Source organism: Kineosporiaceae bacterium (assembly GCA_016713225.1).
GTDB lineage: Bacteria > Actinomycetota > Actinomycetes > Actinomycetales > Kineosporiaceae > JADJPO01.
In genome coordinates, this window is record JADJPO010000001.1 from 989,805 (window position 1) to 1,016,397 (window position 26,593).

Annotated in this window: 22 protein-coding genes; 14 read left to right on the top strand and 8 right to left on the bottom strand. The window is 71.5% G+C overall.

Annotated features, from left to right (window positions below):
- Positions 1 to 22: 22 nt before the first annotated feature.
- From IPK24_04470 to IPK24_04480, 3 genes are all read left to right on the top strand, one after another.
- On the top strand, positions 23 to 3,331 hold the full coding sequence (locus IPK24_04470) for a GNAT family N-acetyltransferase (GenBank protein ID MBK8074825.1): 3,309 nt from the start codon (positions 23 to 25) through the stop codon (positions 3,329 to 3,331).
- A gap of 283 nt (positions 3,332 to 3,614) precedes the next feature.
- Positions 3,615 to 4,682, top strand: a complete 1,068-nt coding sequence (locus IPK24_04475) for a hypothetical protein (GenBank protein MBK8074826.1) — start codon at positions 3,615 to 3,617, stop codon at positions 4,680 to 4,682.
- Between the two features lie 140 nt (positions 4,683 to 4,822).
- On the top strand, positions 4,823 to 6,172 hold the full coding sequence (locus IPK24_04480) for an MFS transporter (GenBank protein MBK8074827.1): 1,350 nt from the start codon (positions 4,823 to 4,825) through the stop codon (positions 6,170 to 6,172).
- Positions 6,173 to 6,199: 27 nt separating this feature from the next.
- On the opposite strand, the gene IPK24_04485 is transcribed toward IPK24_04480, so the two are convergent.
- Both IPK24_04485 and IPK24_04490 read right to left on the bottom strand, forming a co-directional pair.
- Positions 6,200 to 7,051 (bottom strand): N-acetylmuramoyl-L-alanine amidase, encoded by an 852-nt coding sequence (locus IPK24_04485; protein MBK8074828.1) that lies wholly within the window; start codon positions 7,049 to 7,051, stop codon positions 6,200 to 6,202.
- Positions 7,048 to 8,142 (bottom strand): threonylcarbamoyl-AMP synthase, encoded by a 1,095-nt coding sequence (locus IPK24_04490; protein ID MBK8074829.1) that lies wholly within the window; start codon positions 8,140 to 8,142, stop codon positions 7,048 to 7,050. The genes IPK24_04485 and IPK24_04490 overlap by 4 nt, the downstream gene beginning before the upstream one ends.
- Before the next feature lie 173 nt (positions 8,143 to 8,315).
- Here IPK24_04490 and IPK24_04495 point away from each other — a divergent pair, with 173 nt between their 5' ends.
- From IPK24_04495 to IPK24_04510, 4 genes are all read left to right on the top strand, one after another.
- Complete coding sequence (locus IPK24_04495; GenBank protein MBK8074830.1) at positions 8,316 to 10,130, top strand: alpha/beta fold hydrolase; 1,815 nt, start codon at positions 8,316 to 8,318, stop codon at positions 10,128 to 10,130.
- A gap of 86 nt (positions 10,131 to 10,216) precedes the next feature.
- Positions 10,217 to 11,002: a hypothetical protein gene (locus tag IPK24_04500; protein ID MBK8074831.1), complete on the top strand. Its 786-nt coding sequence runs from the start codon at positions 10,217 to 10,219 to the stop codon at positions 11,000 to 11,002.
- Positions 11,003 to 11,093: 91 nt separating this feature from the next.
- On the top strand, positions 11,094 to 13,940 hold the full coding sequence (locus IPK24_04505) for an ATP-binding cassette domain-containing protein (GenBank protein MBK8074832.1): 2,847 nt from the start codon (positions 11,094 to 11,096) through the stop codon (positions 13,938 to 13,940).
- A complete protein-coding gene (locus tag IPK24_04510) occupies positions 13,933 to 14,892 on the top strand; it encodes an ABC transporter permease (GenBank protein ID MBK8074833.1) in 960 nt (319 codons plus the stop codon). The genes IPK24_04505 and IPK24_04510 overlap by 8 nt, the downstream gene beginning before the upstream one ends.
- Before the next feature lie 77 nt (positions 14,893 to 14,969).
- Here the strand turns inward: IPK24_04510 and IPK24_04515 are convergent, their stop codons facing one another.
- The 3 genes from IPK24_04515 to IPK24_04525 form a co-directional block, all read right to left on the bottom strand.
- On the bottom strand, positions 14,970 to 15,920 hold the full coding sequence (locus tag IPK24_04515) for a hypothetical protein (protein MBK8074834.1): 951 nt from the start codon (positions 15,918 to 15,920) through the stop codon (positions 14,970 to 14,972).
- 199 nt (positions 15,921 to 16,119) lie between these two features.
- Positions 16,120 to 16,671 carry a hypothetical protein gene (locus IPK24_04520; protein ID MBK8074835.1) on the bottom strand — a complete coding sequence of 184 codons (552 nt, stop codon included), beginning with the start codon at positions 16,669 to 16,671 and terminating at the stop codon, positions 16,120 to 16,122.
- A 113-nt stretch (positions 16,672 to 16,784) separates the two neighbouring features.
- The gene (locus IPK24_04525; protein ID MBK8074836.1) at positions 16,785 to 17,375 is read right to left on the bottom strand and encodes a sigma-70 family RNA polymerase sigma factor; all 591 of its coding nucleotides are present in this window, start codon (positions 17,373 to 17,375) and stop codon (positions 16,785 to 16,787) included.
- A gap of 117 nt (positions 17,376 to 17,492) precedes the next feature.
- Here IPK24_04525 and IPK24_04530 point away from each other — a divergent pair, with 117 nt between their 5' ends.
- The 7 genes from IPK24_04530 to IPK24_04560 all read left to right on the top strand — a co-directional run bounded on the left by IPK24_04530 (position 17,493) and on the right by IPK24_04560 (position 23,730).
- Entirely contained in the window at positions 17,493 to 18,200 is a 708-nt protein-coding gene (locus IPK24_04530) for a hypothetical protein (protein MBK8074837.1), read from the top strand.
- A 119-nt stretch (positions 18,201 to 18,319) separates the two neighbouring features.
- Positions 18,320 to 18,931 (top strand): DUF1508 domain-containing protein, encoded by a 612-nt coding sequence (locus tag IPK24_04535; protein ID MBK8074838.1) that lies wholly within the window; start codon positions 18,320 to 18,322, stop codon positions 18,929 to 18,931.
- The gene (locus IPK24_04540; GenBank protein MBK8074839.1) at positions 18,928 to 19,182 is read left to right on the top strand and encodes a hypothetical protein; all 255 of its coding nucleotides are present in this window, start codon (positions 18,928 to 18,930) and stop codon (positions 19,180 to 19,182) included. The genes IPK24_04535 and IPK24_04540 overlap by 4 nt, the downstream gene beginning before the upstream one ends.
- 193 nt (positions 19,183 to 19,375) lie before the next feature.
- Positions 19,376 to 20,083: a hypothetical protein gene (locus tag IPK24_04545; protein ID MBK8074840.1), complete on the top strand. Its 708-nt coding sequence runs from the start codon at positions 19,376 to 19,378 to the stop codon at positions 20,081 to 20,083.
- 289 nt (positions 20,084 to 20,372) lie between these two features.
- Entirely contained in the window at positions 20,373 to 22,106 is a 1,734-nt protein-coding gene (locus tag IPK24_04550) for a metallophosphoesterase (protein ID MBK8074841.1), read from the top strand.
- A 10-nt stretch (positions 22,107 to 22,116) separates the two neighbouring features.
- A complete protein-coding gene (locus IPK24_04555) occupies positions 22,117 to 22,737 on the top strand; it encodes a hypothetical protein (GenBank protein ID MBK8074842.1) in 621 nt (206 codons plus the stop codon).
- 3 nt (positions 22,738 to 22,740) lie between these two features.
- A complete protein-coding gene (locus IPK24_04560; GenBank protein ID MBK8074843.1) occupies positions 22,741 to 23,730 on the top strand; it encodes an inorganic phosphate transporter in 990 nt (329 codons plus the stop codon).
- A 46-nt stretch (positions 23,731 to 23,776) separates the two neighbouring features.
- Here IPK24_04560 and IPK24_04565 read toward each other — a convergent pair whose 3' ends face one another.
- The 3 genes from IPK24_04565 to pstC all read right to left on the bottom strand — a co-directional run bounded on the left by IPK24_04565 (position 23,777) and on the right by pstC (position 26,584).
- The gene (locus IPK24_04565; protein ID MBK8074844.1) at positions 23,777 to 24,553 is read right to left on the bottom strand and encodes a phosphate ABC transporter ATP-binding protein; all 777 of its coding nucleotides are present in this window, start codon (positions 24,551 to 24,553) and stop codon (positions 23,777 to 23,779) included.
- A 61-nt stretch (positions 24,554 to 24,614) separates the two neighbouring features.
- Positions 24,615 to 25,571: a phosphate ABC transporter permease PstA gene (pstA, locus tag IPK24_04570; GenBank protein ID MBK8074845.1), complete on the bottom strand. Its 957-nt coding sequence runs from the start codon at positions 25,569 to 25,571 to the stop codon at positions 24,615 to 24,617.
- Positions 25,568 to 26,584, bottom strand: a complete 1,017-nt coding sequence (gene pstC, locus IPK24_04575; GenBank protein MBK8074846.1) for a phosphate ABC transporter permease subunit PstC — start codon at positions 26,582 to 26,584, stop codon at positions 25,568 to 25,570. The genes pstA and pstC overlap by 4 nt, the downstream gene beginning before the upstream one ends.
- Between the last annotated feature and the right edge of the window lie 9 nt (positions 26,585 to 26,593).

Genomic DNA, 26,593 nt, shown 5'->3' on the forward strand with positions numbered 1-26,593 from the left:
TTCCCGCGCCGATAGCCCGAGAGTGAAAGGACGCCTCTGGGCTGGGTACGTCGCAGCCGCCTCGCTCGTGGCCACCGGCTACTTCCTCGTGCCGCGCAGCGATCTGACCCACTTGCTCCTGTACAACGGCATCGGGTTGTCGGCCGTGGTGGCGGTCCTGTTCGGGATCCGGCGCAATCGGCCCGCCGATCGTCGTCCCTGGCTTCTGATCGTGGCCGGCCAGGCATCCTTCCTCACCGCCGACATCTGTTACTACATCCTCGAGTCACTTGCCGACGAGGCCCCGTTCCCCTCGGTGGCCGACCTGTTCTATCTGGGGATGTATCCCCTGGTCATCATGGGCTTGCTGCGGCTGGTGGCACAGACCTCGCCTGGCCGGGACTGGTCCAGTCTGGTCGATGCCGCCATCGTCGCCGTGGCCACCTTCGCGGCGTTCGGCGTCCTGGTCATGGACCGGTATCTCGCCGACCCGAACCTGACCCTGGCCGGGCGGGTGATCTCGGTCTGCTACCCGGTCATGGACGTGGCGTTGATCGCCGTGGCTGCGCGACTGATGGGGCTGGTGCACCTACGCCGGCCCGCCTTCGGGCTGCTGCTGGCCGGGTTGTGCAGCCTGCTCGTGGCCGACCTGATCTACGGCATCCTGAACTCCGCCGGCGTCTTCGAGACCGGTGGCGTGGCCGATGTGTTCTGGCTGGGCTTCTACATTCTGCTGGCTGCCGCAGCGCTGCACCCGGACATGGCCGAGCCGCCGACGGAGCGTGATCTCGGGCTGAGCATGACCCACTCGGGGATCGCGGTGCTCACCCTCACCACGCTGATGGTGCCGGCCATCGACCTGCTGTGGGGCCAGCCGGTCGACAAGCTGCTGACCACGGTCTGCTCGAGCCTGCTCTTCCTGCTGGTCATCGTCCGGCTGGTGACCCTGGTGGGGGTGATCCAGAAGAACGAGAAGCAGGCACGCCACGACTCGATGCACGACGCCCTCACCGGTCTGGGCAATCGGGTGCTGTTCTCCCGCCGGGTGAACGAGTTCGGTCGGTCCCGTTCGGCGGGCATCATCGCGGTTCTGTTCATCGACCTCGACGACTTCAAGACGGTCAACGACAGCCTCGGCCACGAGCGCGGTGATCAACTGTTGCAGCTCGTCGCGGAGCGGTTGCTCGCGAGTGTGCGTGACGAGGACCTGGTCGCGCGCCTGAGCGGTGACGAGTTCGCCATCCTGGTCGAGAGCGCCGTCGATCGTCAGGACGCCGTGGCGGCGGCGCGCCGGGTGCAGGAGGCTCTGTCGGGTCACGTGATGCTGGGCGATCGCAGCGTCACCCTGTCGGCGAGTGTCGGGATCACCGTCGAGGACGCCGAGAACTTCCGGGACGCCGACGACCTGCTGCGCGCCGCCGATGCGGCGATGTACCACGCCAAGGCCAGTGGCAAGGGGCGGTTCGAGTTCTTCGCTCAGGAGATGCGCAGCGAGGCCGTGGAACGGCTCGAGCTGAAGGCCGACCTGCAGGTGGCCCTGGCCCAAGGTGAGTTCGAGGTCTACTACCAGCCGATCGTCCGGCTCACCGACCGCCGGATCGTCTCGGTCGAGGCCCTGCTGCGGTGGCACCACCCGACGCGGGGCCTGATCACCCCGAGCAAGTTCATCCCGCTCGCGGAACAAACCGGTCTGGTGACCTCGATCGGGGCCTGGACGCTGCAGCAGGCCTGCCACCAGGTGGCCCGTTGGCAGCGGCTCTACCCCGGATCGGCACCGCAACGGGTGAGCGTGAACCTGTCGGTGATGCAGTTGCACGACCCGGGGCTGGTCGACTTCGTCACCGATGCCCTGGCCCAATCGGGCCTGGATCCCTCGGCGCTGACCCTCGAGATCACCGAGAGCATGCTGCTGGCCAAGACCCGGCAGACCACGACCACGCTCGAGGCGCTCAAGGGTTTGCAGGTCAAGATCGCCATCGACGACTTCGGGACCGGGTACTCGGCGCTGAGCTACCTGCGGCACTTCCCGGTCGATGTGATCAAGATCGACCGCTCGTTCGTCCAGGAACTGGCGGTCTCCTCGACCTCGCGCTCGCTGGTGGCGGCCGTGGTCGACCTGGCCCGCCGGCTCGAGATCGACACCGTGGCCGAGGGCATCGAGGACGAGGCCCAGTTCACCGAGCTGCTCGGGATGGGCTGCATCGGGGGACAGGGGTACCTGTTCTCCATCCCGTTGCCCGCACGACGTGCCGAGGCATTGTTCGCGCCGACCCGGGGTGCCACCCGCACCACGCCGGTCAGTACCGCGGCGCTGGAGGTGCAGCTGGTGGCGGGCGTGCACGATCTGGACGGCATCGCCTCGGACCTCGAGCTGCTGCACTCCGATCTGGGCAAGCCGTTGATGTCCACCTGGACGTGGCTGCGACCGTGGACCTCGGTGCACCGCGACTGGGACCCGATGGCCGTCATCGTGCGGGAGCGCAATGGCTACCGGATCGAGGCTGCGGCGCTGCTCGCGCAGCAGGTGGTGGACGGCGTCCATCACGTGATCGCCATCGGCCGCGGCCCACTGCAGTGCACCCGACTCGCCTCGCGCTCGGATCGAGGCGCCCGGATGCTCGCCCGCGGCATCATCGATGCGCTGCCCTCCGGTGGGCGCTGGCGCCTCGATATGCCCGAGTTGCCCGAAGGTGACCGGGTCGCCCGCATCCTGGCCCAGCAACTGCCGGGCGCGGAGATCAGTCAGCTGATGCCGATCCCGCGGGTCGACTTCGCTGACTATCGCAGCGGGGACAACCTGCTGAGCACCAACATGCGCCGTCAGCTGCGCAAGGCGAGCAACCGCCTGGTCACCGACGGTCGGGCGGTCCACATCGACTTCACCCGCGACGACGCCGAGATCCAGCAGCTGCTGCCCGAGATCGAACGGGTCCACGTCGATCGGGATCACAGCACGGGCCGGGCCAGCGACCTGGACGACGCCGAGAGCCTGCACCTGTGGCGTCGGCTGATCCAGGCCTGTGCCGCGGATGGCCGGATCGAGGTGGCGACGCTGACCATCGACAGCGAGCTGGCCGCCTACGTCATCGCGTTGCCCGACGGACGCAGCTACCGCGTCTTCGACGGGCACTTCGACAGCTCGTACTCGCGGTACTCTCCCGGCCGGCTGCTGGAGTCCACGGTGGTGGACCGCGCCTTGGCCGACGGCCGCTACACCGAGCTCGACTGGGGCTCGGGGATCGCCAGCGAGAAGCTGCTGACCTTCAATGCGTTCGAGGCTCGCACCCGGCTTCAGGCAGGCAGCCTCGTGCCGGCGCCGCGTCGGCCCGAGGCCGTTGCCGTCGAGGTCTGAACGCGGTCCGAGCTTGAGGTGTAGTTGACCTGACGATTACCGAGAGGCACCAACGCCCAAGGGACGGCGCGTGATGCACAGCGGGTTCTGCCTGGGCGAACGCCGCGAAGGTGGACATCACGGCATGTCAGGGAAGACCGTTGGTCGCAACTTTGTGTAAGCGACCGTTATGTCGACGTGATATTGGCACGCCGATCCGTTCAGGTGGCCTACCGTAGGGTTCGCCAGTCCTGTAGCCGCGTCCCTGCGGCTGCCGGCGACCCGATGCCCTCGAGGAGGCGTGATGTCCTGGACTGTGGCCGGGTCGTCCGCCGGGCCCGACGTGCCGCTCCCGCCGGCCTACCCGCCCCCCGGGTATGCCGGGGCGCCTGCCTGGCTCCAGCCGGCCGGTGAGGCGCCGCCCACCGCCGCGGCCGGTTACCCGCCGGCCCCCTCGAATCCACCGGCGCAGGGCTATCCCGCCGCTGCGACATCGGGCCCAGTCGCGTCGGGGTATGGCACCCAGGCGAGCTACGCCCCGCCGTCGGCGGACCCCTCGGCCGAGACCGTTGTGCGCGCCGATGCCTCGGGTGCCGGGTGGGGCCAGGGCGACGAGGGGGCAGGCCACGGCAGTCCTCGTGATGCCTACGGGCGCCTCGTGGTGATGGACCTGTCGGCCAACGCCCCCGTGAGGATGCCGTCGCAGGCGCCGGTGCGGGTGCTGGAACCGACCGGTCCGACCCGCTCGCGCCGCGCGCAGTCGTCCGGCGGGTTGATCGATCTCACCGGGTCGGTGCCGTCCGAGCGTGGCCGACGCAGCGGCCGCCTGGCCCTGATCGTCGCCTGCGTCGCGGCGACCCTCGGCGTCGGTGGGGCCGTCGTGGTCGCGGCCATGAACCAGACCGGTGAGCAGCGCGTACAGCTCGGTACCGAGGGCGAGGCCCCGGTACCCGGCAGCGGAGACGGACTACCGCCTGCCTCGGTGCCCGTGGCCAGTTCACCGGCCGGGATCTCCGTGATCGGCCGCAACGACCAGACGGTGGCACCTGCCGCCCCGGGTGGTGGCGCTGGTCAGGGCTCCGGGCAGCAGACGACGAAGTCCACCGTGCCGACCACCAAGGCCACCACGCCGAAGCCGACGCCGAAGCCGACCACGCCGACCCCGAAGCCGACCACGCCGACGCCGAAGCCGACCACCCCGACCACGCCACCCACGACGACGACGCCGCCGACGACGCCTCCCACGACGCCGCCGACCACGCCCCCCACGACACCGCCGACCACGCCCCCCACGACACCGCCGACCACGCCCCCGACCACGCCGCCGACCGTCAAGCCCTCGGCGGCCCAGTCGCCCGGCGCGGTCGCCTGACGTTCGCGTCTCGACGGGTTCGACCGACGCCCGCGCTTCCCGGACGTCAGGGACTCGCTCGGTGCGCCGTGTCTGGTTAGGCTGATCGAGTCACGTCCCTCCCGTGCGGTTCGGCCCAACCGCCTGACAGAAACGGACCCATGGACGGCGTTCGAGGGCTCTTGCACGATGGGCGATACCGGCGGTTCATCGCTGCGCGCACGGTCTCCGTGTACGGCAGCACGATTGCGCCGATCGCCCTGAGCTTCGCCATCCTCGGCCTCGGTGCTGACGGTCAGGCGACCCAACTCGGCATCGTGTTGTTCTTCCGGTTCCTCGCCCAGGTGATCTTCACCTTCTGGGGTGGCCTGCTCGCCGATCGCTTCTCGCGTCAGCACACCATGGTGCTGGCCGACGTGGGCGCCGGCCTCAGCCAGGCGGCGCTGGCGGTGTTGCTGCTCACCGGAGATGCCACGGTGCCGCTGCTGATCATCCTGTCCTTCGCCAACGGCGCCCTCATCTCGATGTTCCTGCCGGCGGCGGACGGCGTGTTGCCGCTGTTGGTGCCGCTCAGTCGGGTCCGCCAGGCGCAAGCTGCCAAGCAGACCGGCGAGAATGCGGCTCGCATCCTGGCCGCCACCAGTGCCGGGGTGCTCGTGGCCGTGTTCGGCCCGGGGTGGGCGCTCATGGTCGACGCCGCCACCTTCTTCGTGTCTGCGGCACTCTTGCGTGGCCTCGCCCTGCCCGGCACCGCGCGCGCCGACCGCAGCTCGATGATCTCGGAATGGCGCGGCGGGCTGCGGGAAGTGACCTCACGGCCGTGGATGATGATCAGCCTGACCCAGTTCGCCGTCCTGAACTTCTGCAACGCGGGCGGTATCTACGTGCTCGGGCCGGTGTTCGCCCAGGAGCACTTCCACGGCGCGATCGGCTGGTCGATCTCGGTGGGGTCGCAGACCGTCGGGTTCTTGGTCGGCAGCATGTTGGCGTTGCGGATCCCGGCCCGGCGCCCGCTGGCCACGGCCTCACTGTGGGGTCTGGGCTGGGTGGCGCCCTTCCTGGCCATGGGCCTGGGGGCGCCGCTGTGGGTGTTCGCCGGCGGCATGCTGATCTCGGGATTGTCGATGCACCTGGGCGAGGTGCTGTCGGCCAGCGTGACCCAGACGCGTATCCCGGTGCAGGCCTTGTCGCGGGTCAGCTCCATCGAACTGGCGATGTCGTTCACGTTGGTACCGCTGGGGTTTGCGGCGGTGGGGCCGATCAGTGAGTGGATCGGGGTGCGCGTCACGGTGCTGGTCTACGCCGCGGTGATGACGCTGGCCGTGGCACTCGCGCTGAGCAGCCGATCGCTGTGGTCGATCACGGCCGTCCCGGACTCACCGAACTCGCCGAGCTCGCCGAACTCACCGAGCTCGCCGGACTCACCCGAGAGATCGGACGTCGCCGTGGCGCCGCCCCCTTCACTCCCGGAGCCCGTGACGGCAACGCCCGCTCAGGACGTCGTCCGCTGAGCCGTCGGAGCCGGTCACGGCTCCGGTTCAGCGACGGGCCTCGGCCTGCAGGTGGGCGGTCACGGCGTCGGCCAGCGCCACCGCGATCCGTTGCCGCCACGTCGAACTCGACAGGTGCGCGGCGTCGCCGCGGTGGCGCATGTTGGCGCACTCGACGAACACCTTGGGTACCCGCGACAGGTTGAGCCCACCCAGGTCGCGGCGCACGGTGAGCCCGGTACGCCCTCCGGTGTAGGTGGCATACGGTTCGCCGGCTCGTCGCATCGCCGCGCGGACCTGATCGGCCAGACGCCGGGACGGCGCCACGATCGGGGCGTTGCCGCCCACCCGTGCCGGGGCGATCACGTGGAAGCCGTGACCTGACGCCGGCCCACCATCGGCGTGCACCGACAGCGCCACGTCGGCATGGTTGCGGTTGCCGATGGCCGCGCGCTCGGTGATGCAGGGCCCCACCCCGGCGTCGTGGCGTCGGGTGAGGATCACCGTGGCGCCGCGAGCCCGTAGCACCGCCGCGAGCCGATTGGACAGGTCCCAGGTGAAGGCGTGCTCGGCGTAGCCGGCGTTGGTCTGGGTGCCGGTGGTGTCACACGCCTTGCGACCGTTGCCGATGTCGACCAGCTTGGAGATCACCTCGGGATGGGCGCCGTTGCGGCCGTTGTGTCCGGGGTCGAGCACGATCACCCTGCCCGCCAACGGCTTGGCCGCCACGGCCCGGGGGCTCGCGGGGCTCCCGGGGGTGGTGAGAACCGTCGAGCTGGTCGGCGCCGAGGGGTAGCTCGCCGAGCTGAGTGCTGAGATCGGCTCCGGGGCCGCCGGCGCCGAACAGCCGGCCATGGTCAGCACCACGACGGCGGACAGCCGCCGCGACCAGCGGCTCATCGTGCCCCCGCGGCGGCCCGGCGCAGCCGATCGGTCACCGCGGTCGCCAGCGCGTCGGTCCCCGGCGGCGGGACGGCGACGACCTCGGTGAGACCGAGCGAATCGGCTTCCCGCAGAGCGGCGTAGAGCGCGTGGGCGTACCCCTCGGCCTGCTCCGGCGCGGCCAGGCGCACCACGCCGTCCGGGGTGGCGATGTTCTCGAGCGCCAGCAGCCCGACGCGTGGTCCTCGGGCGAGCTCGGTGGGCTCGGGGAGTTCGGGGAGCTGGGTGAGTTGGGTGAGGAGAACGTCGGCCGCCGCGTCGTCAGCGGCCAGCAGCACCCGAGCGCGCGGGGCATAGTGCGTCGCCAAGGTCCCGGGGGCGCGCACCCCGGGCCGGGGCGCCGGGGCCGCCTCGACCCCACCGATACGCACCACCTCGGCCAGGCTCACCGCGCCCGGCCGCAACAGGGCGGGGGCCGGACCCGTGCAGTCGAGGATGGTCGACTCCACCCCGACCCGGCTGGACCCGCCGTCCAGCACGTAGTCGCGGGCGCCGTCCAGCAGGTCGCCCAACTCGACCACGACGTCGTGAGCGCGGGTGGGGCTGACCCGTCCGAACCGATTGGCCGACGGGGCGGCCAGGCCGGCACCCGGGCGCCCGGCCGTCCGCGCGAACGCCTCCAGCAGGGCGGCGGCCACCGGGTGCGCCGGGCAGCGCAACCCGACGCTGTCACCGCCACCGGTGACGTGGTCACCCGCCCGCGGCCCGCGCGGCAGGATCAGGGTGAGCGGGCCCGGCCAGAGCTGTTCGGCCAACCGCCGGGCATACTCCGGGACGTCGCGCGCCCAGCCGCCGCCGTCCGTTGCGGTGAGCAGGGCGTGTGCGGGGGTGAGGTGCACGATCAGCGGGTGGTCGGCGGGCCGACCCTTGACGGCGTAGATCCGCGCGACCGCTGTCCGTGACTCGGCATCGGCGGCCAGCCCGTAGACGGTCTCGGTGGGCAGGCCCACCAATCCGCCGTGCAGCAGCCGATCGACGGCGACGTCGACATCGGCACCGATCGGCAGCACGGGGCGCTGCCGCGTGGTGTCGAGTGTCGGTCGGCTCACCGGATCAGTCTCGCAAACCCCGTGCCGATCCGGGTCATCGGGTGAGGTCGACGGCCCGAGGTGCCGTCGACCGGACTCCCTCGCCACCAAGGCAATCCACCGAACGGAGGAGGGGTTCGCGGCGACATGCCGGGGATTCGTGCCCCGGCCGGGGTGTCATTAGGGTCTGGACGGTGAAGATCGAGGCGCCCGGCGGACCGCGGCGAGCGGGCCGGGCGCTGGTGGCGGGTCTGGTCGGACTCCTCTGTTCAGGTACGGCTCTGGCCGCCGCTCCCGCGTCGGCCGCGATCAGCCCGGAGGCGGTCGCCGGCGTCGGTGCGGCCCGCCCCGCCCGTGCTCCGCTGGCCGCGACGTCCGCCGCGGCACCCCGGACGGCGGCGTCCTCGGCCTCGCCGTTCGGCGCGTTCCCGGTGCCCAGGTTGCGCTGGCGGGCCTGTGGCGCGCCGCTGCAGTGCACTCGGGTCGCGGTGCCACTGGACTGGTCCCACCCGAAGGGCACGAAGATCTCGTTGTCCTTGGCCAAGCTGCCCGCCACGTCGAAGGCCCGCAAGCTCGGCACGATCTTCGTGAACCCCGGCGGTCCCGGTGCCTCGGGCGTCGAACTGATGCTGGGCGACCCGTCCTTCCTGCCCGCCGCGGTGCGCGCCCGGTTCGACATCGTCGGGTTCGACCCGCGATTCGTCGGCGACAGCCGCCCGGCGGCCACCTGCCTGTACGACGAGGAGTACGCGAGCTTCGCCTCGTCGGTGCCGGCCTTCCCGGTGACCTCGTCCGAGGAGGCGGACTACCTCGACGCCCAGGCCGGCTATGCCGCCAAGTGCGCCCAGCACTCCTACCTGCGGTTTGCCTCGACCGCCTCCGTCGCGCGTGACCTCGAGCTGCTGCGGCGTGCGGTCGGTGACAAGCAACTCACCTACGTCGGCTACTCCTACGGCAGTTACCTCGGGCAGGTGTACGCCCAGCTCTACCCCCGCACGGTGGGCGCGATGGTGCTCGACGGGGTGCTCGACGCCCAGGCCTGGGTGTCCGGCCAGGGTGACGAGTGGCGTTCCAGCCCGTTCAGCGCTCGCATCCGTAGCGCGCACGGCTCGTCGGCGAGCCTGCAGGAGTTCTTCCGGCTGTGTCGTGCCGCCGGACGGACGCGCTGCGAGCTGGCGACCCAGGGCAACCCCGCCACGACCTATCGGTGGATCGCCGACCAGTTGCTGGCCCAGCCGATCGACCTGGGGGCCGGCGTCCAGCTCGACTACCCGGCGTTGGTCAGCGCGACCGCCTCGATGCTCTACAGCCCGTCGTACTGGCAGGCGTTCGCCGCCGAGCTCCAGGCGCTCTACGTCGAGCTGACCACCCCGGCCTCGGCCCTGGTGCCCGCACCGGCGGCCGGCGCCTCGGCGGCCCGCGCCACCCGGCTGCGGGTGTTGGCGCGACGGGTGGCGAAGCGGGCGACGGACGCCGCGGCGCGCCCGGTGCCGGCCCTCGAGGTACCGCGTTCGCACGAGAAACCGTTGCCCACCAAGCCCGATCCGTTGCCCGCGATCGCCCCGGCCGACAACGGCCTGGCCTCCTTCGCCGCGGTGACCTGTGCCGACAGCCGCAACCCCACGCAGTCGGCGGAATGGGTCTCGGCGGCCCAGACCGCCGAGGACGCCTACCCCTACTTCGGTCGGGCCTGGACCTGGTCGGGCGCGTTGTGCGCCACGTGGCGGCTCACCGACCCGAATGCCTATCGCGGCACCTTCGGGGCGCGCACCGCGACGCCGCTGTTGGTGATCGGCAACACCTTCGACCCGGCGACCCCCTACAGCGGTGCCGTGTCCACCGCCCGGCGATTCCCGGGGGCTCGCCTGCTGACGGTGCGAGGCTACGGCCACACCAGCGCGGCGATGCCCAGCGCCTGTGTACAGCGGTCGGTCTCGTACTACCTGCTCACGCGCAAGCCGCCGCGCAGCGGGGCCTACTGTCGTCAGGACGCCGCGCCATTCCGCTGAGCCGGCCACTGGGCTGGGCTGCGCTGGGCCGGAGCTGCGCCGAGGCTGGTCGGCGGCGAGACGAGCGGCATGGCAGGCTTGGGTCGATGTCTCGTCATGAATCCCGCGCCGCCCTGGGTGGCTTGAGCCTGACCCATGTGGGGGGCGGCGCTCTGGCCGCCGTGACGGCTGCGCTGGCCGCCTCGCGGTTGGGCGTGACCGGCACGGTGCTGGGGGCGGCGTTCGGGTCGGTGATCTCGACGATCGCCGGGGCGCTCTACACCCACTCTCTCGACCGCGCCCAGACTCGGGTGGTGGCCACCCGGGCTCGGATCGTGCGAGCCGTACCCGGGCGGGACGCGGCCGATCCGACCTCGGTGCCGAGCGGGGTGGCAGGGGTGAGCGACGGAACGGATCTGGCCGACTCGACACATCAGAGCGAGCAGACCCTGCCGGTTCTGCCCTCTCAGCCGACTCAGCCGAGCGCCGCCGAGCCGGCCACCCGCCGCCATCTCGCCTGGGGTGCGGCGCTCGGGGTGGCCGCCGTGGTGTTCGCGGTGGCCATGGGTGCGATCAGTCTGGTCGAGGCTGCCCTCGGCCACCCGGTCTCGGGGTCGGTGTCGGGCTCGCCCGGCGGCACCACCGTCGGCAGGGTCTTCACCAACGACTCGGACGCCCCGAGTTCGGAGCCCACCGAGCCGAGTTCGAACCCGACCGAGTCGTCCCCGGAGCCTGGCTCGTCCTCCGGTCCCACCGACACCCCGACCCCGAGTGAGTTGTCCGTGACGCCCTCGCCCGAATCGTCCGTCAGCGTGCCGGGTGCCTCGCCCCCCGACACCGCCCCGACATCGGAGCAGTCCGCTGCACAGGCGGGCACCCCCGATGCCTCCTGACACGAACGGCGGGCCGCGCCCGTGGTGGCGGCTGCGACGACCGCCACGACGAGTCGCCATCCCGCTGGGGGTGTTCGCCGCAGTGACCGGGATGATCGTGGCGTTCGGCGCCCGGCCCGACCCGGTGGTGCGCACCGAGGACCTGCAGCTGCGTGGCGTCCCCGAGGCCGGGCAACCGGTCTCGCTGGACACCCGGATCTACCGGCCGCCGTCCGGGTCGGGTCCGTGGCCCGCGGTGATGTTGGCCCACGGGTACGGCGGCACCAAGAACTCCGTGGACGGCGAGGCACGTCAGCTCGCGCGCGCCGGGTACCTGGTGCTCGCCTGGACCTCGCGCGGCTTCGGGCGCAGCGGCGGACTGGTGCACCTGGACGCCCCCTCCTACGAGGTCGCCGACGCCGAGCTGTTGCTCGACCACCTGGCGGCCCGGCCGGATGTGACCGTCGAGACCGGCGCCGCGGCGTCCGGTGCGCACGACCCCGTGGTGGGGGTGGCGGGCGGTTCGTACGGTGGGGGACTCAGCCTGCTGCTGGCCGGCAGCGACCCGCGCATCGATGCGGTCGGCGCTCAGATCACGTGGAACGACCTGAGACGGGCGCTGTTCCCGCAGGCACTGCTGACGGACGGCGCCACCCCGGCGACCGCGGCGGCACCGGCTCCGGTGGATCCCGGGGTGTTCAAGAAGGCCTGGGCCGGCGTCTTCTTCGGCTCGGGCTCCGCGAGTCCGGCGGACCTGGCGGGCGGAGCGGCCGCCGGTGCAGCGGGGGCTGCCGGGGCCGGGGCGGGGACGCCTCGTCCGGGCGCGACGTCCGGGCCGTTGTGTGGTCGGCTCGCGCCCGAGCTGTGCCAGGGCTATCTCGAGGTGGCGCGCACCGGACGCCCGACGCAGGCCATCCTCGACCTGCTGGCGGCGTCCAGCCCGGCGCGGGTGCTCGACCGCATCACCGCGCCCACCCTGATCATGCAGGGCAGCGTCGACTCGCTGTTCCCACTCGGCGAGGGTGACGCCAACGCGGCCGGGATCGCCGCCAACGGCACCCCGGTCAAGCTGGTCTGGACCGCGGGCGGCCACGATGGTGGCGTCGACGAGACCGATCGGCTGCGCGCGATCACCCTGGCCTGGTTCGACCGGCACCTGAAGGGCCGAGCGACCGACAGCGCCGAGGGTGTCGACACCGGGGTGGACACCCGCTTCGAGGCAACCGTGCCGGCTGCCGCGATCTCGTCGCAGGACAGCCGGCTCGAACCCACGGTGCGGGCGGCCGCGGGTGCCCCGGGCATCAACCCGGACGCCGGATCGCTGAGCTGGCAACGGGTCCCGCTGTCCGGGCGGGAGCAGACCATCGTCTCGCCGGCCGGTGGCTGGCCCGCCGCGGTGACCTCGCTGCCGGGCCTGGGCGGTGGCACCTCGTTGTCGGCCGTGGCCGGATCGCTCGCCAGCCTGCCCGGTCAGGTGGCGACCTTCGACTCCGAGCCGCTGACCGACACGTTGCGCCTGGTGGGGGCCGGCCAGATCGAGCTGAAGGTCTGGTCGAGCGCGCCGGACGCCACGCTGTTCGTCTCGGTCCAGGACGTCTCGCCCTATGGCACGGTGCGCATCCCCGGCCGATTGGTCTCACCGGTGCGGATCACCGGCATCGGCGCAGCCGGCACCACGGTGCGGGTGCAGTTGCCCGCGGCCCTGCGCGACCTGCAGGCCGGACATCGGTTGCGGGTGGCGGTCTCCTCGACCGACCAGGCGTACTTCCTGCCCGCCGACGGGCGGACCTATCGGGTCGCGCTCACCGGGCAGGGTGCTGCCGGCACGACCGCCGACAAGCCGGCGCTGACCACCGGCGAGGCGATACTGCCCAGCGTCGAGATGACCGTGCTGGACGCAGCGGGCCTGACCCGTCTGCTGCCCTGGACCCTGATCCTGCTGGCAGCCGCGATCCTCGTGATCGCCGTGGGGGTGTGGCGCCGTCGCCGGGTGGCGCACGCCGCGCCGTCCGCGGAGTTGGCCGGCGTCCCGCTGGCGATCACCGGGCTCGGCAAGACCTACGCCAACGGCTACCGCGCCGTCCGCGAGGTCTCGCTCCGGGTCGAGCGGGGCATGGTGCTGGGCCTGCTCGGGCCGAACGGCGCGGGTAAGACCACGGTGCTGCGCATGGTGCTCGGGCTGATCCACCCCAGCGAGGGCGAGATCCGGGTGTTCGGTCACCAGGTGCGCCCGGGTACGCCGGTGCTGTCGCGGCTCGGGGCGTTCGTCGAGGGGCCGGGCTTCCTGCCGCACGTGTCGGGTATGGAGAACCTGCGCCTCTACTGGGCCTCGACCGGGCGGCCGCTGGAGCAGGCCTACCTCGACGAGGCGCTCGAGGTCGCCGGGCTCGGCGACGACGTGTACCGCACCGTGCGCACCTACAGCCAGGGCATGCGGCAGCGGTTGGCGATCGCTCAGGCGATGCTCGGTCTGCCGGACCTGCTGGTGCTGGACGAGCCGACCAACGGGCTCGACCCGCCGCAGATCCGCGAGATGCGTGAGGTGCTGACCCGCTATGCCGCGACCGGACGCACCGTGCTGGTGTCGAGCCACCTGCTGGCCGAGGTCGAGCAGACCTGCAGTCATGTGGTCGTGATGCACCACGGCTCGGTGGTGGCCGACGGCGTGGTCGCCGAGCTGGTGGGGTCGGCCACCGCGCTGGTGGTCGACATCGGGGACGCCGCGAACGGCCGCCACGCCGACATCGAGCGGGCCTTCGCCGTGGCGCAGGCGGTACCCGGATCGCGCGAGGTGAGCCGGACGTCGTCCGGGTTGACGCTCGAGCTGATCGGGACGCCGCGCTCGGCCCTGGTGCGGGCCTTGGTCGAGGCCGGGCTGGACGTCGAGCGGGTCGCGCCTCGGCGTGGCCTGGAAGAGGCCTTCCTGGCCCTGGTGGGAGAGGAAGCGGCAGATGCCTGAGCGGGGACATCACCACGGTTTGGACGCCCTGGCCGACACGGCGAGCGCGACGGCCGGCGCCGACGGGGCCGTCGGCACCGGCGGCGCGATCGGTGCCGGCTCGCCCGGCGCGGACGGCGCGGCGGCGGGGTATCGGGCCTCGGCCACACTGCCGTGGCGGGTCGAGGTGCGGCGCCAACTGCGGCGCCGGCGGACCCAGATCACGCTGGGGCTGCTGGTGGTGCTGCCGTTCGTGCTGGTGGCGGCGTTCAAGCTGGGCGGCGACGAGCCCGGTTCGGGGGCACCCGGGCTGGTGCAGGTGGCCACCGAGGGCGCGGGTAACTTCACGCTGTTCGTGCTGTTCGCGGCGACCGGCTTCCTGTTGGTCGTGGTGTTCGCGCTGTTCGCCGGCGACACCGTGGCGAGTGAGGCCAGTTGGTCGAGCCTGCGCTACCTGCTGGCGGTACCGGTTCCCCGCGGCGTCCTGCTGCGACGCAAACTGGCGGTGGCGCTGGGGTTCTCGGCGTTCTCGATGGTGCTGCTGCCGGCCTCGGCGTTCCTGGCGGGTGGGTTGTTCTTCGGCTGGGCGCCGATCCGCACCCCGCTGGGCACCTCGGTCGGCGGCTGGGACGCGTTCGGCCGGGTGGCGCTCGCGGTGGTGTTCATCGGGCTCAGCCTGCTGTTCGCCTCGGCGTTGGCGTTCCTGCTCGGGGTGTGGACCGATGCCCCGCTCGGAGCCGTCGGCGGCGCGGTGATGCTGGTGATCGTCACCAACATCCTGGACGCCGTCCCGGCCCTCGACCCGTGGCGGGTGGCGTTGCCGACGCACTACTCCTACGCCTGGCTCGACCTGATGGCCCCCGAGATCGCCTGGGACGCCATGGCGCGCGGCGTCCTGTGGTCACTGACCTACACGTTGGTGCTGCTGACGGCCGCCTGGTGGCACTTCACCCGCAAGGACATCACCAGCTGAGGTCATGATCGAACCGAGGGGTCGAGAAACCACCGTTTCGAGACGGCAAACCGTGCTTTGTCGACCCCTCGATTGGATCATGGGGTCGATCTGATGGGGCACCCGGCGCGCTTCAGGGTCTCGCGCATCCGGGCCACCGCTCGGGGGTGCAGGGTGAAGAGGTCGAAGGCCGTGAAGACCCGCAGCTGCCACCCCTCGGCGGCGAGTTGATCCTGGCGGGTGAGGTCCTGTCGGCGGCGCCAGTTGCTGCGTCGTCCGGCGATCACGTCGGCCTCGGCGTCCCACTCGAGGTGGTGTGCACCGTCGTAGTCGGCGGCCACCTTCCACTGTGGCCAGCTCAGGTCGGGCCGGTGGATCTTGTGACCGAAGGAGTCCTCTACCCATTCGTTCACCTGCGGCGTGGGCAGGCCGGCGACGCGGAAGAGCAGCCGCATTCGGGTTTCCATGGGGGAGTCCACCCGATCCGAACTCAGGGCCAAGGCTCGATGCAATCGGCGGACGCTCCGCTGCCCCTCCCAGGACTCCAGGTGCTCGTGGAGCTGAGCCAGACCCGTGCTCTCGCACCGTCGGCGCAGGGCGTCGGCGAACATGACGAGGTCGAGGATGCTCCACCCGGACGCCGCGAGGTCGCACCAGGTGCGTCCAGGAGCCGTGACCCGCAGGCCGTTCACGGTCGAGACGTCGGCCGGCCGCCAGGTGACGCGATGACCACGCAGGCCGGTGATCCGTGGCCGGGGCAGGCTGGTCGGGACGCTGACGTGAATCGGTGAGTCCCCGGCACGCAGTGGGCGGGGCCAGCCACCGAGCCAGACCGCGGTGTCGTGTGAGAAGGCTGCCTGGGGTGGCAGCACGAGCGCGGCGGCCCGGCAGCGTTCGGGAAGGGTGTCGGGGGCCTCGGCGAGCACCCGCACGCCCGGGAACGGCGTCCGGAAGCGCGCGCCGTCCAGCATTCGCCTGCTCACGCCCAGCTCGGCGGCCCGGGCGAGCGTGAACGGTCCGCTCCGCAGTTCGAGGGGAATCTCGCGCACGCCCGAGACTCTGCCCGAGTTGTGATGACTCCAGGCGAGTTGTCCACAGGTGAGCGAGTTATCCACACGCCCGAGGGGTCATGATCGAATCGAGGGGTCGCGAAAGTACCGTTTCCGCGCTGGCGACGGTGCTTTCGTGACCCCTCGATTCGATCATGAGTCCTGTGGGCGAGGGGAGGGAGATCGGGAGCGGGGTTCGTCAGGTGGCGGGGGTGCCGGGGCCGAAGGCGGCCACGTAGAGCTGCTCGGCCTCGGGGCTCCATGGGCCGGTGGGGTCGCAGAGGTGGAGGGCGCCGTCCTTGGCGACCAGCAGGACGCGTTGCCCGGCGGTCAGCTCGGGGGAGTAGAGGATGCCGGGCGCCGTGTCGGCCGGACGCTGCACCACGATCGTGGCCGGGCCGGTGCCGCCGCGGTACCACCGCTCGACGGCGATGGTGGCGCTGGTGGCGGACGTCGCGCGCACCGTACCGGCGAGGGCGAGGTCGGCGTTGGCGCGCATCGTGGCGGCCTCGGCGCGCATGCACGAGGCGCTGGGGTCCTGGGCGATGTCGGTGAGGGTGATGCTGGTGGCCGAGGGTGCGGCGATCGGGGCGTTCGCGGGGGTGCGTTGCGACCACCAGACCCCACCCCCGACCAGGGCGACGAGCACCATCACCGCAGCGGCGGCTGCGGCCGGGCCGAACGCCCAGAACGGGGGCCGGCGCCGGGCAGCGGCGTCCGGGGTGGGTGGGGTGGACACGATCTCGTTCATCACAGCCTCCAGGGATGCCGGGTCGAGCCGGGTGGGCGGCCGAGACGCGTGCATCGCACCGGACGGCGCCACTGTGGGGTCGCCGCCTCGGAGCCAGTCTCGTAGGTGGTCGGTCACGGTCGATCACCTCCCGCTACCTGTTCCTGTCCGGCAACACCGGGATCCTGTCGGGTCATCACCGCGCGCAGCCGCGTCTTGGCCCGGTGCAGCCGGATCGAGGCAGCATTCGCGCTGATCCCGAGCACCACGGCGATCTCGCGCGGTTCGAGCTGCTCCCAGGCCCACAACCGCAACAGCTCGGCGTCCTCGGCCGGAACCCGGGCCAGCGCTCGGTGCACCTCGTCGGCCATCGCGGAGGTCTCGCTCTCATCGGCCACGGCGCTCGCCGGCGGGTCGAGCACCACGAGCCGGGCCGTCAGCGCCCGCTGCCGACGGAGACCTCGCTCGGCGTTGGCCAGGCAGCGCCGCGCCACGGCGTAGCTCCAGGCCAACGGTGCCCCGAGCTGATCCTCGGGGACGGCGTCCGGGTCGGGGTGCCCACGCTCGGGGCGCGGGACGTCGTCCAGCCGGCGCCACAGCACCGCGAGGGTCTCGGCCAGGACGTCGGCTGCGGTCTCGGCGTCCGTTCGGCGCAACAGATAGCGCAACACCGGGGCCTGGACGGCGCGCGCCAGTTGCTCGAACTGTTCGGCACGCGTCGCCACGGAGCTCACACCATCATCTGTCCGGCAGTAGGGCGAGTCTTTCCGATGCTGCGGCGCGTCGGCCAACCGGTCAGCCAGTCGGTCGTTCGGTCGCCGGCGGCGTCGCGGGAACCCCGCGTGAGCAAAGTCGTCCTTCAGTTACGCCGAACAGGTGCCGATGTGGCCGGTGTGTTGCTCACTGTGGCTCTCGGTCTCGGCCTGCTGGCCGTGGTCGTCACCCTGCGCTGGGGGGTGACCCGCGTTGACGTCCTCGGACGCACGCGGCCGTTCCCCGTGCTCTCGGTGGGCATGCCTGCCGTGGCCGCGCTGGTCTGCACCATTCCGCTGATCCGTCACGCTCAGCTCGAGGGCCGCTTGGCGGACGTCGCGAGCGAACTCGCCGGCGTCGAGGTGACGGTGCGCTGCGAGACCGTGGGCGAGGCCTGGGTGCAGGCTCACCCCGAGCGGGGCTACGTGATGTTCGGTGCGGACGGCGTCCCCGAACGACACGCAGTGATCACCTACGACACGTGTCAGGACCTGCAGTCCTGGGTGCGTTCGGACCACCGCAACGCCACCGAGGACCAGGTCCTGGCGGTGCACGTGCTCAGCCACGAGGCGATGCACATGAAGGGCCTCATCGACGAGGCGCGCGCGGAATGCGCTGCGCTGCAACGGGATCACCGGACGGCGACGCTGTTCGGGGCGACCGATTCCGAGGCGCGCGACCTGGCGCGCCGCTACCTGCTCTCCGTCTACCCCCACCTTCCCGAGGAGTACCGCAGCGCCGACTGCGTCCCGGGCGGGGCGATGGACGAGCACCTCGAGGATTCCCCGTGGGCATGACCGCAGCGGCTTCGACCGCTCCGCGCCCCACGGGGGGTGCGCCGAACCCGGCGCAGCTTCGGCGAGGACTGCCGAAGACACCACACGGCGACGCATCGTCGCCCGACATCGGAGGCTCCATGCCCGCGAAGTTCACCATCCGCAAGGACAAGGCCGGGACGTTCCGGTTCACCCTGTCCGCCCCCAATGGCCAGATCGTGGCCACGTCGAAGGCCTACGCCAGCAAGGCGGCCGCCCAGAGCGGCATCAGCTCGATCCGCGCGAACGCTGCTGCGGCGACGGTGGACGACACGACCGTGACGGCCGCCGCGAAGATCACCGCGAAGACCACGGCGAAGACCGCCGTCAAGACCACGGCGACGACGGCCACCAAGCCGGTCGCCAAGGCAGCGCCCAAGGCCACTGTGGCGAAGGCCGGCGCCGTCAAGCGCGCCATCAAGCCCACGGTCAAGCCCACCGCCAAGCCGGTCGCCAAGGTCGTGGCCAAGCCCACGGCCAAGCGCACCGCCAAGCCGGTTGCCAAGCCGGTCGCCAAGCCCGCGACCAAGCTCGTCGTCAAGCCCGCACCCAAGCCCGCCACCAACCGGGTCACCAAGGTCACCAAGCCCACCACCAGGGCAGCCAAGCCCACCACCAAGGCAGTCAAGCCCACCACCAAGCCGGCGGCCAAGCCGGTGAGCAAGGCCACCACCAAGCCGGCCACCAAGCCGGCGGCCAAGCCAAGCCCGTGACGAAGGCGGCCAAGCCGGCGGCCAAGCCGGTGAGCAAGCCCGTGACGAAGTCGGCCCCCAAGCCGGCCGCGACCCCCAAGGCCGCCTCCCGCACCATCGCGACGATCGCCGCCAAGCGCACCACCCTGGCGAACGCACGCATCGCCGCGCCGCGCGCCACGGTGCGCGCGACCGTGCCCGGCCCGCGTCGTCCGGCTGGTACACCGACCCGCACCCGGACGGCCACCCGGCCGCTGGCGGGCAAGGCCTGATCCACCTCACCACCGCAGGCGGGTGACCCACGACGGGTCACCCGCCTGCGTCGTATTCGCCCTCGCGGAGCGCACGGGCGGCCTACCGGCTCACCAGGTGTGGCGTCGAGGGCCTGCACAGGTCCGTGGACGTGATCTGTTCGGCCCGGCTCCGGCGATGCGCTCGTGGGGTGAGCGATGTCACCATGACCGGATGAGCCCGCATCCGCGGTACCCCGAGCGGCCCCGCAGGCCGGCGTTCCTGCCGCCGGCGGCCGCTGATTCCTACCTGGGTGCCGTTGATCCCGCCCAACGCATCGAGGCCGCCCACGCCACGGCCGAGGCACTGGTGCGCCACGGCCGCGACGGGGACGACGAGCGCACGGCCCGGTTGGTGGCCCTGGCGGACGAGCACGGCATCGACGAGATGGCCCACCTGTGGGCCGACCGCCCCGCCGACACCCTGCCGGGCGCCCTGTGGCGCCTCTATGCGCTGCGAGCCGGCATCCGTCGCGACCCGGTCGACATGGCCCGCGCGTTCGAGGCGGGCCGACACCGGGCTCCGGTGCACGAGGCGGTGGCCGGCGTCGGTGAGCCGCCCGGCCCGGACGAGGTACGCACCGTTGCGGACGCCGTCCTGGCCGGCGCATTCACCGGTGACCTCGGCGTGGCCCTGGAGCGGGCAGCCGCCTTCTGCCGGGTGGTCTCCATCGGGTGGGCGCTGCTGGCCGATTCCCTCGATGACCCGCTGGATCCGTGGCGTGCTGCCGCGGCAGACCTGGCGGCCGATCCGGCGACGCCGTCCACCCCGGTGCCGGTGACCCCCGCTGCGGGGCTGACCCGACGTGCCGCCGATCTGCTGCGTACCGGCGTCCAACTCGAACTCGCCGCGACCCGCTGGCGTGAGGGTGGACTGAACTGACCGCGTGGCCCGACTGTCGATTTCTCAAGACTTCGGGGAACATGGACGACGGTGACCGTGTTGGTTGCCACTGGTGACACTCCTCCGGGGGTCTCACCGGGCGTCGATCCGCGGTAGCCCCGGGTCCCATGAAAAGCCGCTTCGAGCGGCCGTTGCACCGAGAGGTGCTCCCGGTTCGACGCCTGGCAGTGCGGCTCGCCGCCCCGGCCATGCGCCGGGGCGGCGGTCTGCTCTGGCCATCGGGGCGGCGACCTGCCCACGACTCGACCACCTGAATCGGTGAATCCGCATGGACCACGCAGCCGGCACCGCCGACGCAGCCGACGCAGCCGACGACCCCGTCGGCACCGTCGGCCCCGTCGGTACCGGTTCGGCCGCGGTCTCTGCCCGGATCCGGGCACGCACGAGAGCGCGCCGCCAGGCCTGGCGAGCCCTGGGGATGATCGTGGTGGTGCTGCTCGGCTCGGCCATCGGCGCCGCGCTGGCGCCCTCGGTGACCACGCACGTCGGGCCGCTCGAGGCGGAGATCCGGGTCCGTCCCAGCGTGGGCGGGGGCGTTCGGGTGCTGTTGCCGCCGGCGGGTGAGGTCTCCTTCGCCACGCATTGGACGCCGGTGGCGGTGACCGTCAACGTGGTCACCGTCGACCTGAACCAGGCCCGCACGCTGCTCGGCTCGCCCTCCGCGGTCCGTGACCTCGGGGCCGCCGCGCCCCAGGACCTGCGCGCCGCCACGCTGAAGGCGGCAGGACTGACGGCGGCATCGGCCCTGATCGGGGCGGGGACGTTGTCGGGGCTGATCTACCGGGGGCGCTGGCGACGTACCGCCTACTCGATGCTCGGCGTCCTCGGCCTGTTGACCGCCGTCTCGGGCGGCACCGTGCTCGTCTTCGACGCCGATCGGTTCGCCGAGCCCCGGTTCGCCGGCCTGTTGAGCCAGGCCCCCTACGTTGCGGGCGAGGCGGGCAGTCTGGCGCAGCGGTTGGAGAACTACCGGGCCGGCGTCGCCGACATCGTGCAGGGCGTGACCACCCTGTACGCCATGAGCGGGGACCTGCCTGTGGTCCCGCCCTCGACCGGGGGCCCGGACGACGTGGTGACGGTGCTGCACGTCAGCGACCTGCACCTCAACCCGCTCGGCTTCGATCTGGTGCAACGCCTGGTGCGCGACTTCCGGGTACAGGTGGTGGTCGATTCCGGCGACATCACCACCTGGGGCTCCTCGGTCGAGTCGGCCACGTTGTCGTGGATCGGCGAGCTGAAGGTGCCGTACGTGTTCGTGCGCGGCAACCACGACTCGCGCAGCACCCAGGCACTCATTGCCTCCTTCCCCAATGCCGTGGTGCTGGACGGCACCGTGCAGGAGGTCGCCGGCCTGCGGTTCGCCGGGATCGGCGACCCGGTGTTCACCCCGGACGGCGCCCGGCGGGTCCCGCCCCCCGTCCGGGGCAGCGTTGAGCCCACTCCGGCCGGGGCGATTCCGTCGGGTCCGACGATCACGGCGACCGGTGGCTCCTCGCAGATCCAGGTGGAGGCCGGGATCCGGCTGGCGCAGGTGATCACGGCGTGGAACCAGGCGCATCCGACCACTCCGGTGGACGTCGCCGTGGTGCACGAGCCCTATTCCGTTCCACCGTTGCGGGGCACGGTGCCGTTGGTGCTCGACGGGCACTTCCACTCCCGCCACGTCGAGCTGGACGAGGCCACGGGCACCCGGGAGATGCGCGAGGGATCGACCGGTGGTGCCGGGATCTCGGCCGATTTCCAGGCCATCCGGGACGGCAACCCGCTGCCCCTCGAGGCCACGCTGCTCTATGTGGCCCGATCGGGAGAGCGGGCCGGGCAGGTACTGGCCTACGACGAGGTGACGGTGGGTGGCTTCGGGCTCGCCTCGGCCTCGGTGGAGCGCACCGTCGTCCGGAGCGAGGCGCCGTCCGACGACGGCTCCACACCGGATACCGCACCGAGCACGCCGGCGGCACTCGGTGCCGCCGAGCCCGCCACACCGTCGCGGCGGGGCCGGTAGCGTCACCGTCGTGATGTTCCGCTTGCGCCGCGACGAGTCATTGCTGGGTGAGGCGTTGTCGGAGTGTGCCCGGCACCTCGCCGCGGCGGCGCATCACCTGGCTGCCGCGCTGGACAGCGACCCGGAGGCGCGCACCGCCGCCGTTCGGCGGCTGCAAGAGACCGACCGGAACGCCGAGGACGCCGCCCACGCGGTGTTGCGTGGCCTGGCCGCCTCGTTCGTCACACCCTTCGACCGGGCCGACATCTTCCGGCTGAGTTGGGCCATGCGTCGGGCCGCCGCCCGGACCGATGCCGTCGGGGACACCTTCGAGGTGCTGCGGCTGGGCGACCTGCCCCCGCGCACCGCCGAGTTGGTGCAACTCGTGGTGCGGGCGACCGAGATCATCGCCGCCGCGGTGCCGCGGCTGGGTGATCCGGGCAACCTGGCCACGCCGTGGGTGGACCTGACGGTGTTGGTCAAGCAGGCAGGTCAACTGCACCGTCGGCTGCTGCTCGACATCACCACGACGATCTCCGAGCCGACGCTGTTGATGCGCCATGTCGAGGCCGCTACCAGTTTGCGTCGGTTGATCGATGCGGTCGACTCCGTTGCCGATGCCCTGCAGACCGTCGTGGTGACGGAGAGCTGATCGGTGGAGGCCACGCTGGTCGTGCTGGTGGTGTTCGCCGGCGTCGCCTACGCCTGGATGAACGGCATGCACGATGCCGCCAACGCCGTGGCGACGTCCCTCGGGACCGGGGCGTTGACTCCCCGGGTGGCGCTACCGATGTCGGCCCTGCTCAACGTCGTGGGAGCCGTGCTCGGGGTGCGCCTGGCCGAGACCTTCGGCCTCGGTCTGGTCGCGGTTCCGGTGCACGGGCCCGGACCGTCCGTGATCCTGCAGGCCCTGGTCTGTGCCTTCGGGTGGAACCTGGTGACCTGGTGGTTCGGATTGCCCTCCTCGTCGTCCCATGCGCTGATCGGTGCGCTGGCGGGGGCAGGGTTCGCCGCGGGTCTGCAGGTCGACTGGGAGCTGTTGACGATCTGGCTCGCGCTGCCCCTGGTCATTTCGCCCGTACTCGGGTTTCTCGGTGCCTGGCTGCTGATGATCGTGGTGTTACGGGTGTTCCGCGATGCGGCTCACGAGCGGGCGATCCAGGGGTTTCGCATGGCCCAGTCGGTGACCGCGGCAACCATGTCCGTCGGGCACGGCCTGCAGGACGGGCAGAAGACCATGGGCGTGATCGCCCTGGCACTGGGTGCGGGGGCGAGCACCGGCGCGGTCACCCCCACCTGGCTGCAACTGCTGGTCGCCGGCGCCCTGGGCCTGGGAACCCTGGCCGGGGGGTGGCGGATCATCCGGACACTCTCGCGACGGATCGTCCGGATGACCCCGGCGACCGGCTTCGCCGCCGAGAGCGTCGCCTCGGCCATGCTGTACGCCTCGGCGGGCCTGGTCGGCATCCCGGTGTCGTCGACCCACACCGTGACGGCCTCGATCATGGGCGCCGGGGCGAGCGGAGGCCTGCGCGCCATCCGGTGGGGGACGGCGCGCCGGATCGTGCTCGCCTGGGTGGCTACTCCGGTGGTGACGTTCGCGCTCGCGGCGGCGTCGGTGGGTGCAGGACGGCTGGCCACCTGAGGGCGCCGGTCGGGTGCAGGCGCAGGCGCAGCCGACGTCCTGGGGCTCAGCCGAATCGGCCGCTGATGTAGTCCTCGGTGGCCTTGACGCTCGGGGTGCTGAAGATGACCTTGGTGTCGCCGATCTCGACCAGTTTGCCCGGCTTCCCGGTGGCGGCGAGGTTGAAGAACGCCGTCTGGTCGCTGACCCGTGCGGCCTGCTGCATGTTGTGGGTCACGATCACAATGGTGTAGTCCTGTTTGAGTTCGTCGATCAGGTCCTCGATCGCCAGCGTCGAGATGGGGTCCAGGGCCGAGCAGGGCTCGTCCATCAGCAGCACCTGGGGACGCACCGCGATGGCGCGGGCGATGCACAGTCGTTGCTGCTGACCGCCGGACAGGCCGGCGCCGGGCTTGGCCAATCGGTCCTTGACCTCGTCCCACAGGTTCGCGCCGCGCAGCGAGGCTTCGGCGGCCTCGTCCAGCACCGATGACTTCTTGACTCCGTTGAGCCGCAGGCCGGCCACGACGTTGTCGTAGATCGACATGGTCGGGAACGGGTTCGGACGCTGGAACACCATGCCGATGGTGCGGCGCACCGTGACCGGATCGACCGAGCCGGCGTACAGATCCTGGCCGTCCAAGGTGATCCGACCCTCGATGCGCCCGCCGGGGATCACCTCGTGCATCCGGTTCAGCGAGCGCAGGACGGTGGACTTGCCGCAGCCCGAGGGGCCGATGAACGCGGTCACCGACTTGGGTTGCACGGTCATGCTCACGCCCTCGACGGCCTTGAAGGTGCCGTAGAAGATGTCGAGATCGTCGATGTCGATGCGCTTGGCCATGGGTTTCGCCTTCGGGGGATGAGGTGGCGGAGGGCTGGGTCGGGTGTCGAGGCGGGACGAGTCAGGACCGCACGGCGCCGAAGCGGGCGATGAGTCGCCCGGTCAGATTGAGCAGCAGCACGAGCAGGATGAGGGTGAGCGCGGCGGCCCACATGCGCTCCACGGCCGAGTCGATACCGGTCTCGGTGCGGTCCTGGTTGATCATCGTCGGCAACGTCGGCATGTAGCCGGAGAACAGATTGGTCGCGATGTTCTTGGTGTAGGGGCCGAGGATGAGCAACGGCGCCGTCTCGCCCATCACCCGGGCCAGGCCGAGCAGGATGCCGGTGATGATGCCCGAGAAGGCTGTGGGCAACACGACTCTGGTGATGGTGATCCACCGAGGCACCCCGAGGGCGAGGGAGGCCTCGCGCAGTTCGTTGGGCACCAGCTTGAGCATCTCCTCGGTGGAGCGCACCACCACCGGGATCATCAACAACACCAACGCCAGGCTCACGGCGAACCCGACCCGCTGCAGCCCGAAGGTGGTCACCCACACGGCGTAGATGAACAGAGCAGCCACGATCGACGGCACCCCGGACAGGATGTCGACCATGAACGAGATCGTCCTGGCGAGCTTGCCGCGGCCGTACTCCACCAGGTAGATCGCGGTGAACACGGCGATCGGCACCGAGATCGCCGCGGTGACGGCGGCCTGGATCAGGGTGCCCTGAATGGCATGGACGGCGCCGCCGCCGACGTCGGCCGCGTTGATGTTGCGCTGCGAATGGGTCCACCAGGTGCTGGTCGCCAGGAGGCCGATGCCCTGGGACACCACCGTCCACAGGATCCAGACCAGGGGGATCAGTGCCGTGCCGAACGCACCCCAGGCGACGACCCGGGCGAGACGGTCGCGCAGCGCTCGCGCCGCGTCGGTGCCCCGGCCGTCGAGCCGGGGCGAGCGTTCGCGCTCGGCGTCCACGTCGGAGGACACGAGTTCGAGTCGGGAGGTGGTGAAGGGAATCTCTGCGGAAGTCACTCGCTGAACGCCTTCCTGCGCTCGATGACGATCCGGGCCAGGGCGTTCACCACGAAGGTGAGGGCGAACAGCACCAGGCCCGCGGCGATGAACGCGCCGGTCTTGGCGGGGGAGTCGAACTCGGCGGCGTTGTTGGCGATCCGGGAGGCGAACGTCTCGCCGCCGTTGAACACCGACCAGCTCCACGGACTACCCGTGGCGAGCGTCGACACGATGAAGGTGACGGCGATGGTCTCGCCCAGCGCCCGCCCGAGGGCGAGCATCGCGGCGCTGATCACGCCGGGGGTGCCGAAGGGCAGGACGGCGGTGCGGATCATCTCCCAGTGGGTGGCTCCCAGGGCGAGTGCGCCTTCCTTGTGCTGCGTCGGCGTCTGGGCGAAGACCTCTCGCGAGATCGCGGTGACGATCGGCAGGATCATCACCGCCAGGACCACCCCGATGAAGAAGAGGGTGCCACCGGTGATCCCGGTCGGCTCCAGCAGCGGGATCCGCCCCAGATGGCTGCTCAGAAACGTCTCGATCGGGGTGAACATCGGGCGGACGACGATGAGCCCCCACAGGCCGTAGACGATGGAGGGCACGGCCGCGAGCAGGTCGACCAGGGTGGCGGCCGGCCGGCTGAGCCAGCTCGGGGAGTACTCGGTGATGAACAGGGCGACCGCCACCCCGAGTGGGACGGCGAGCAGCATCGCGATCACCGAGGCGCTCACCGTCGTCCAGGCCAGGTCGGCGACGCCGAAACGTGGGTGATCGCCGTCGACGGTCCACTCGCGTGAGGTGAGGAAGTTCGCCTCGTTGCGGGCCAGCGCCGGGAGCGCCTGCGAGAGCAGAAACGCCCCGATCAGACTCACCAGTGCGACCACCAGGATTCCGGCACCGCGGGCGGTGCCGACGAAGACCACATCGGGCCACCGGCGGACGGCGGTGCCCACCGTCCCGGACGGCGTACCGCCCGGAACGGTGGGCCGCGGGCCACCCGCCGCGGCATACCGTGACGAGGCCTCGGATGCCATGGCCGGTTG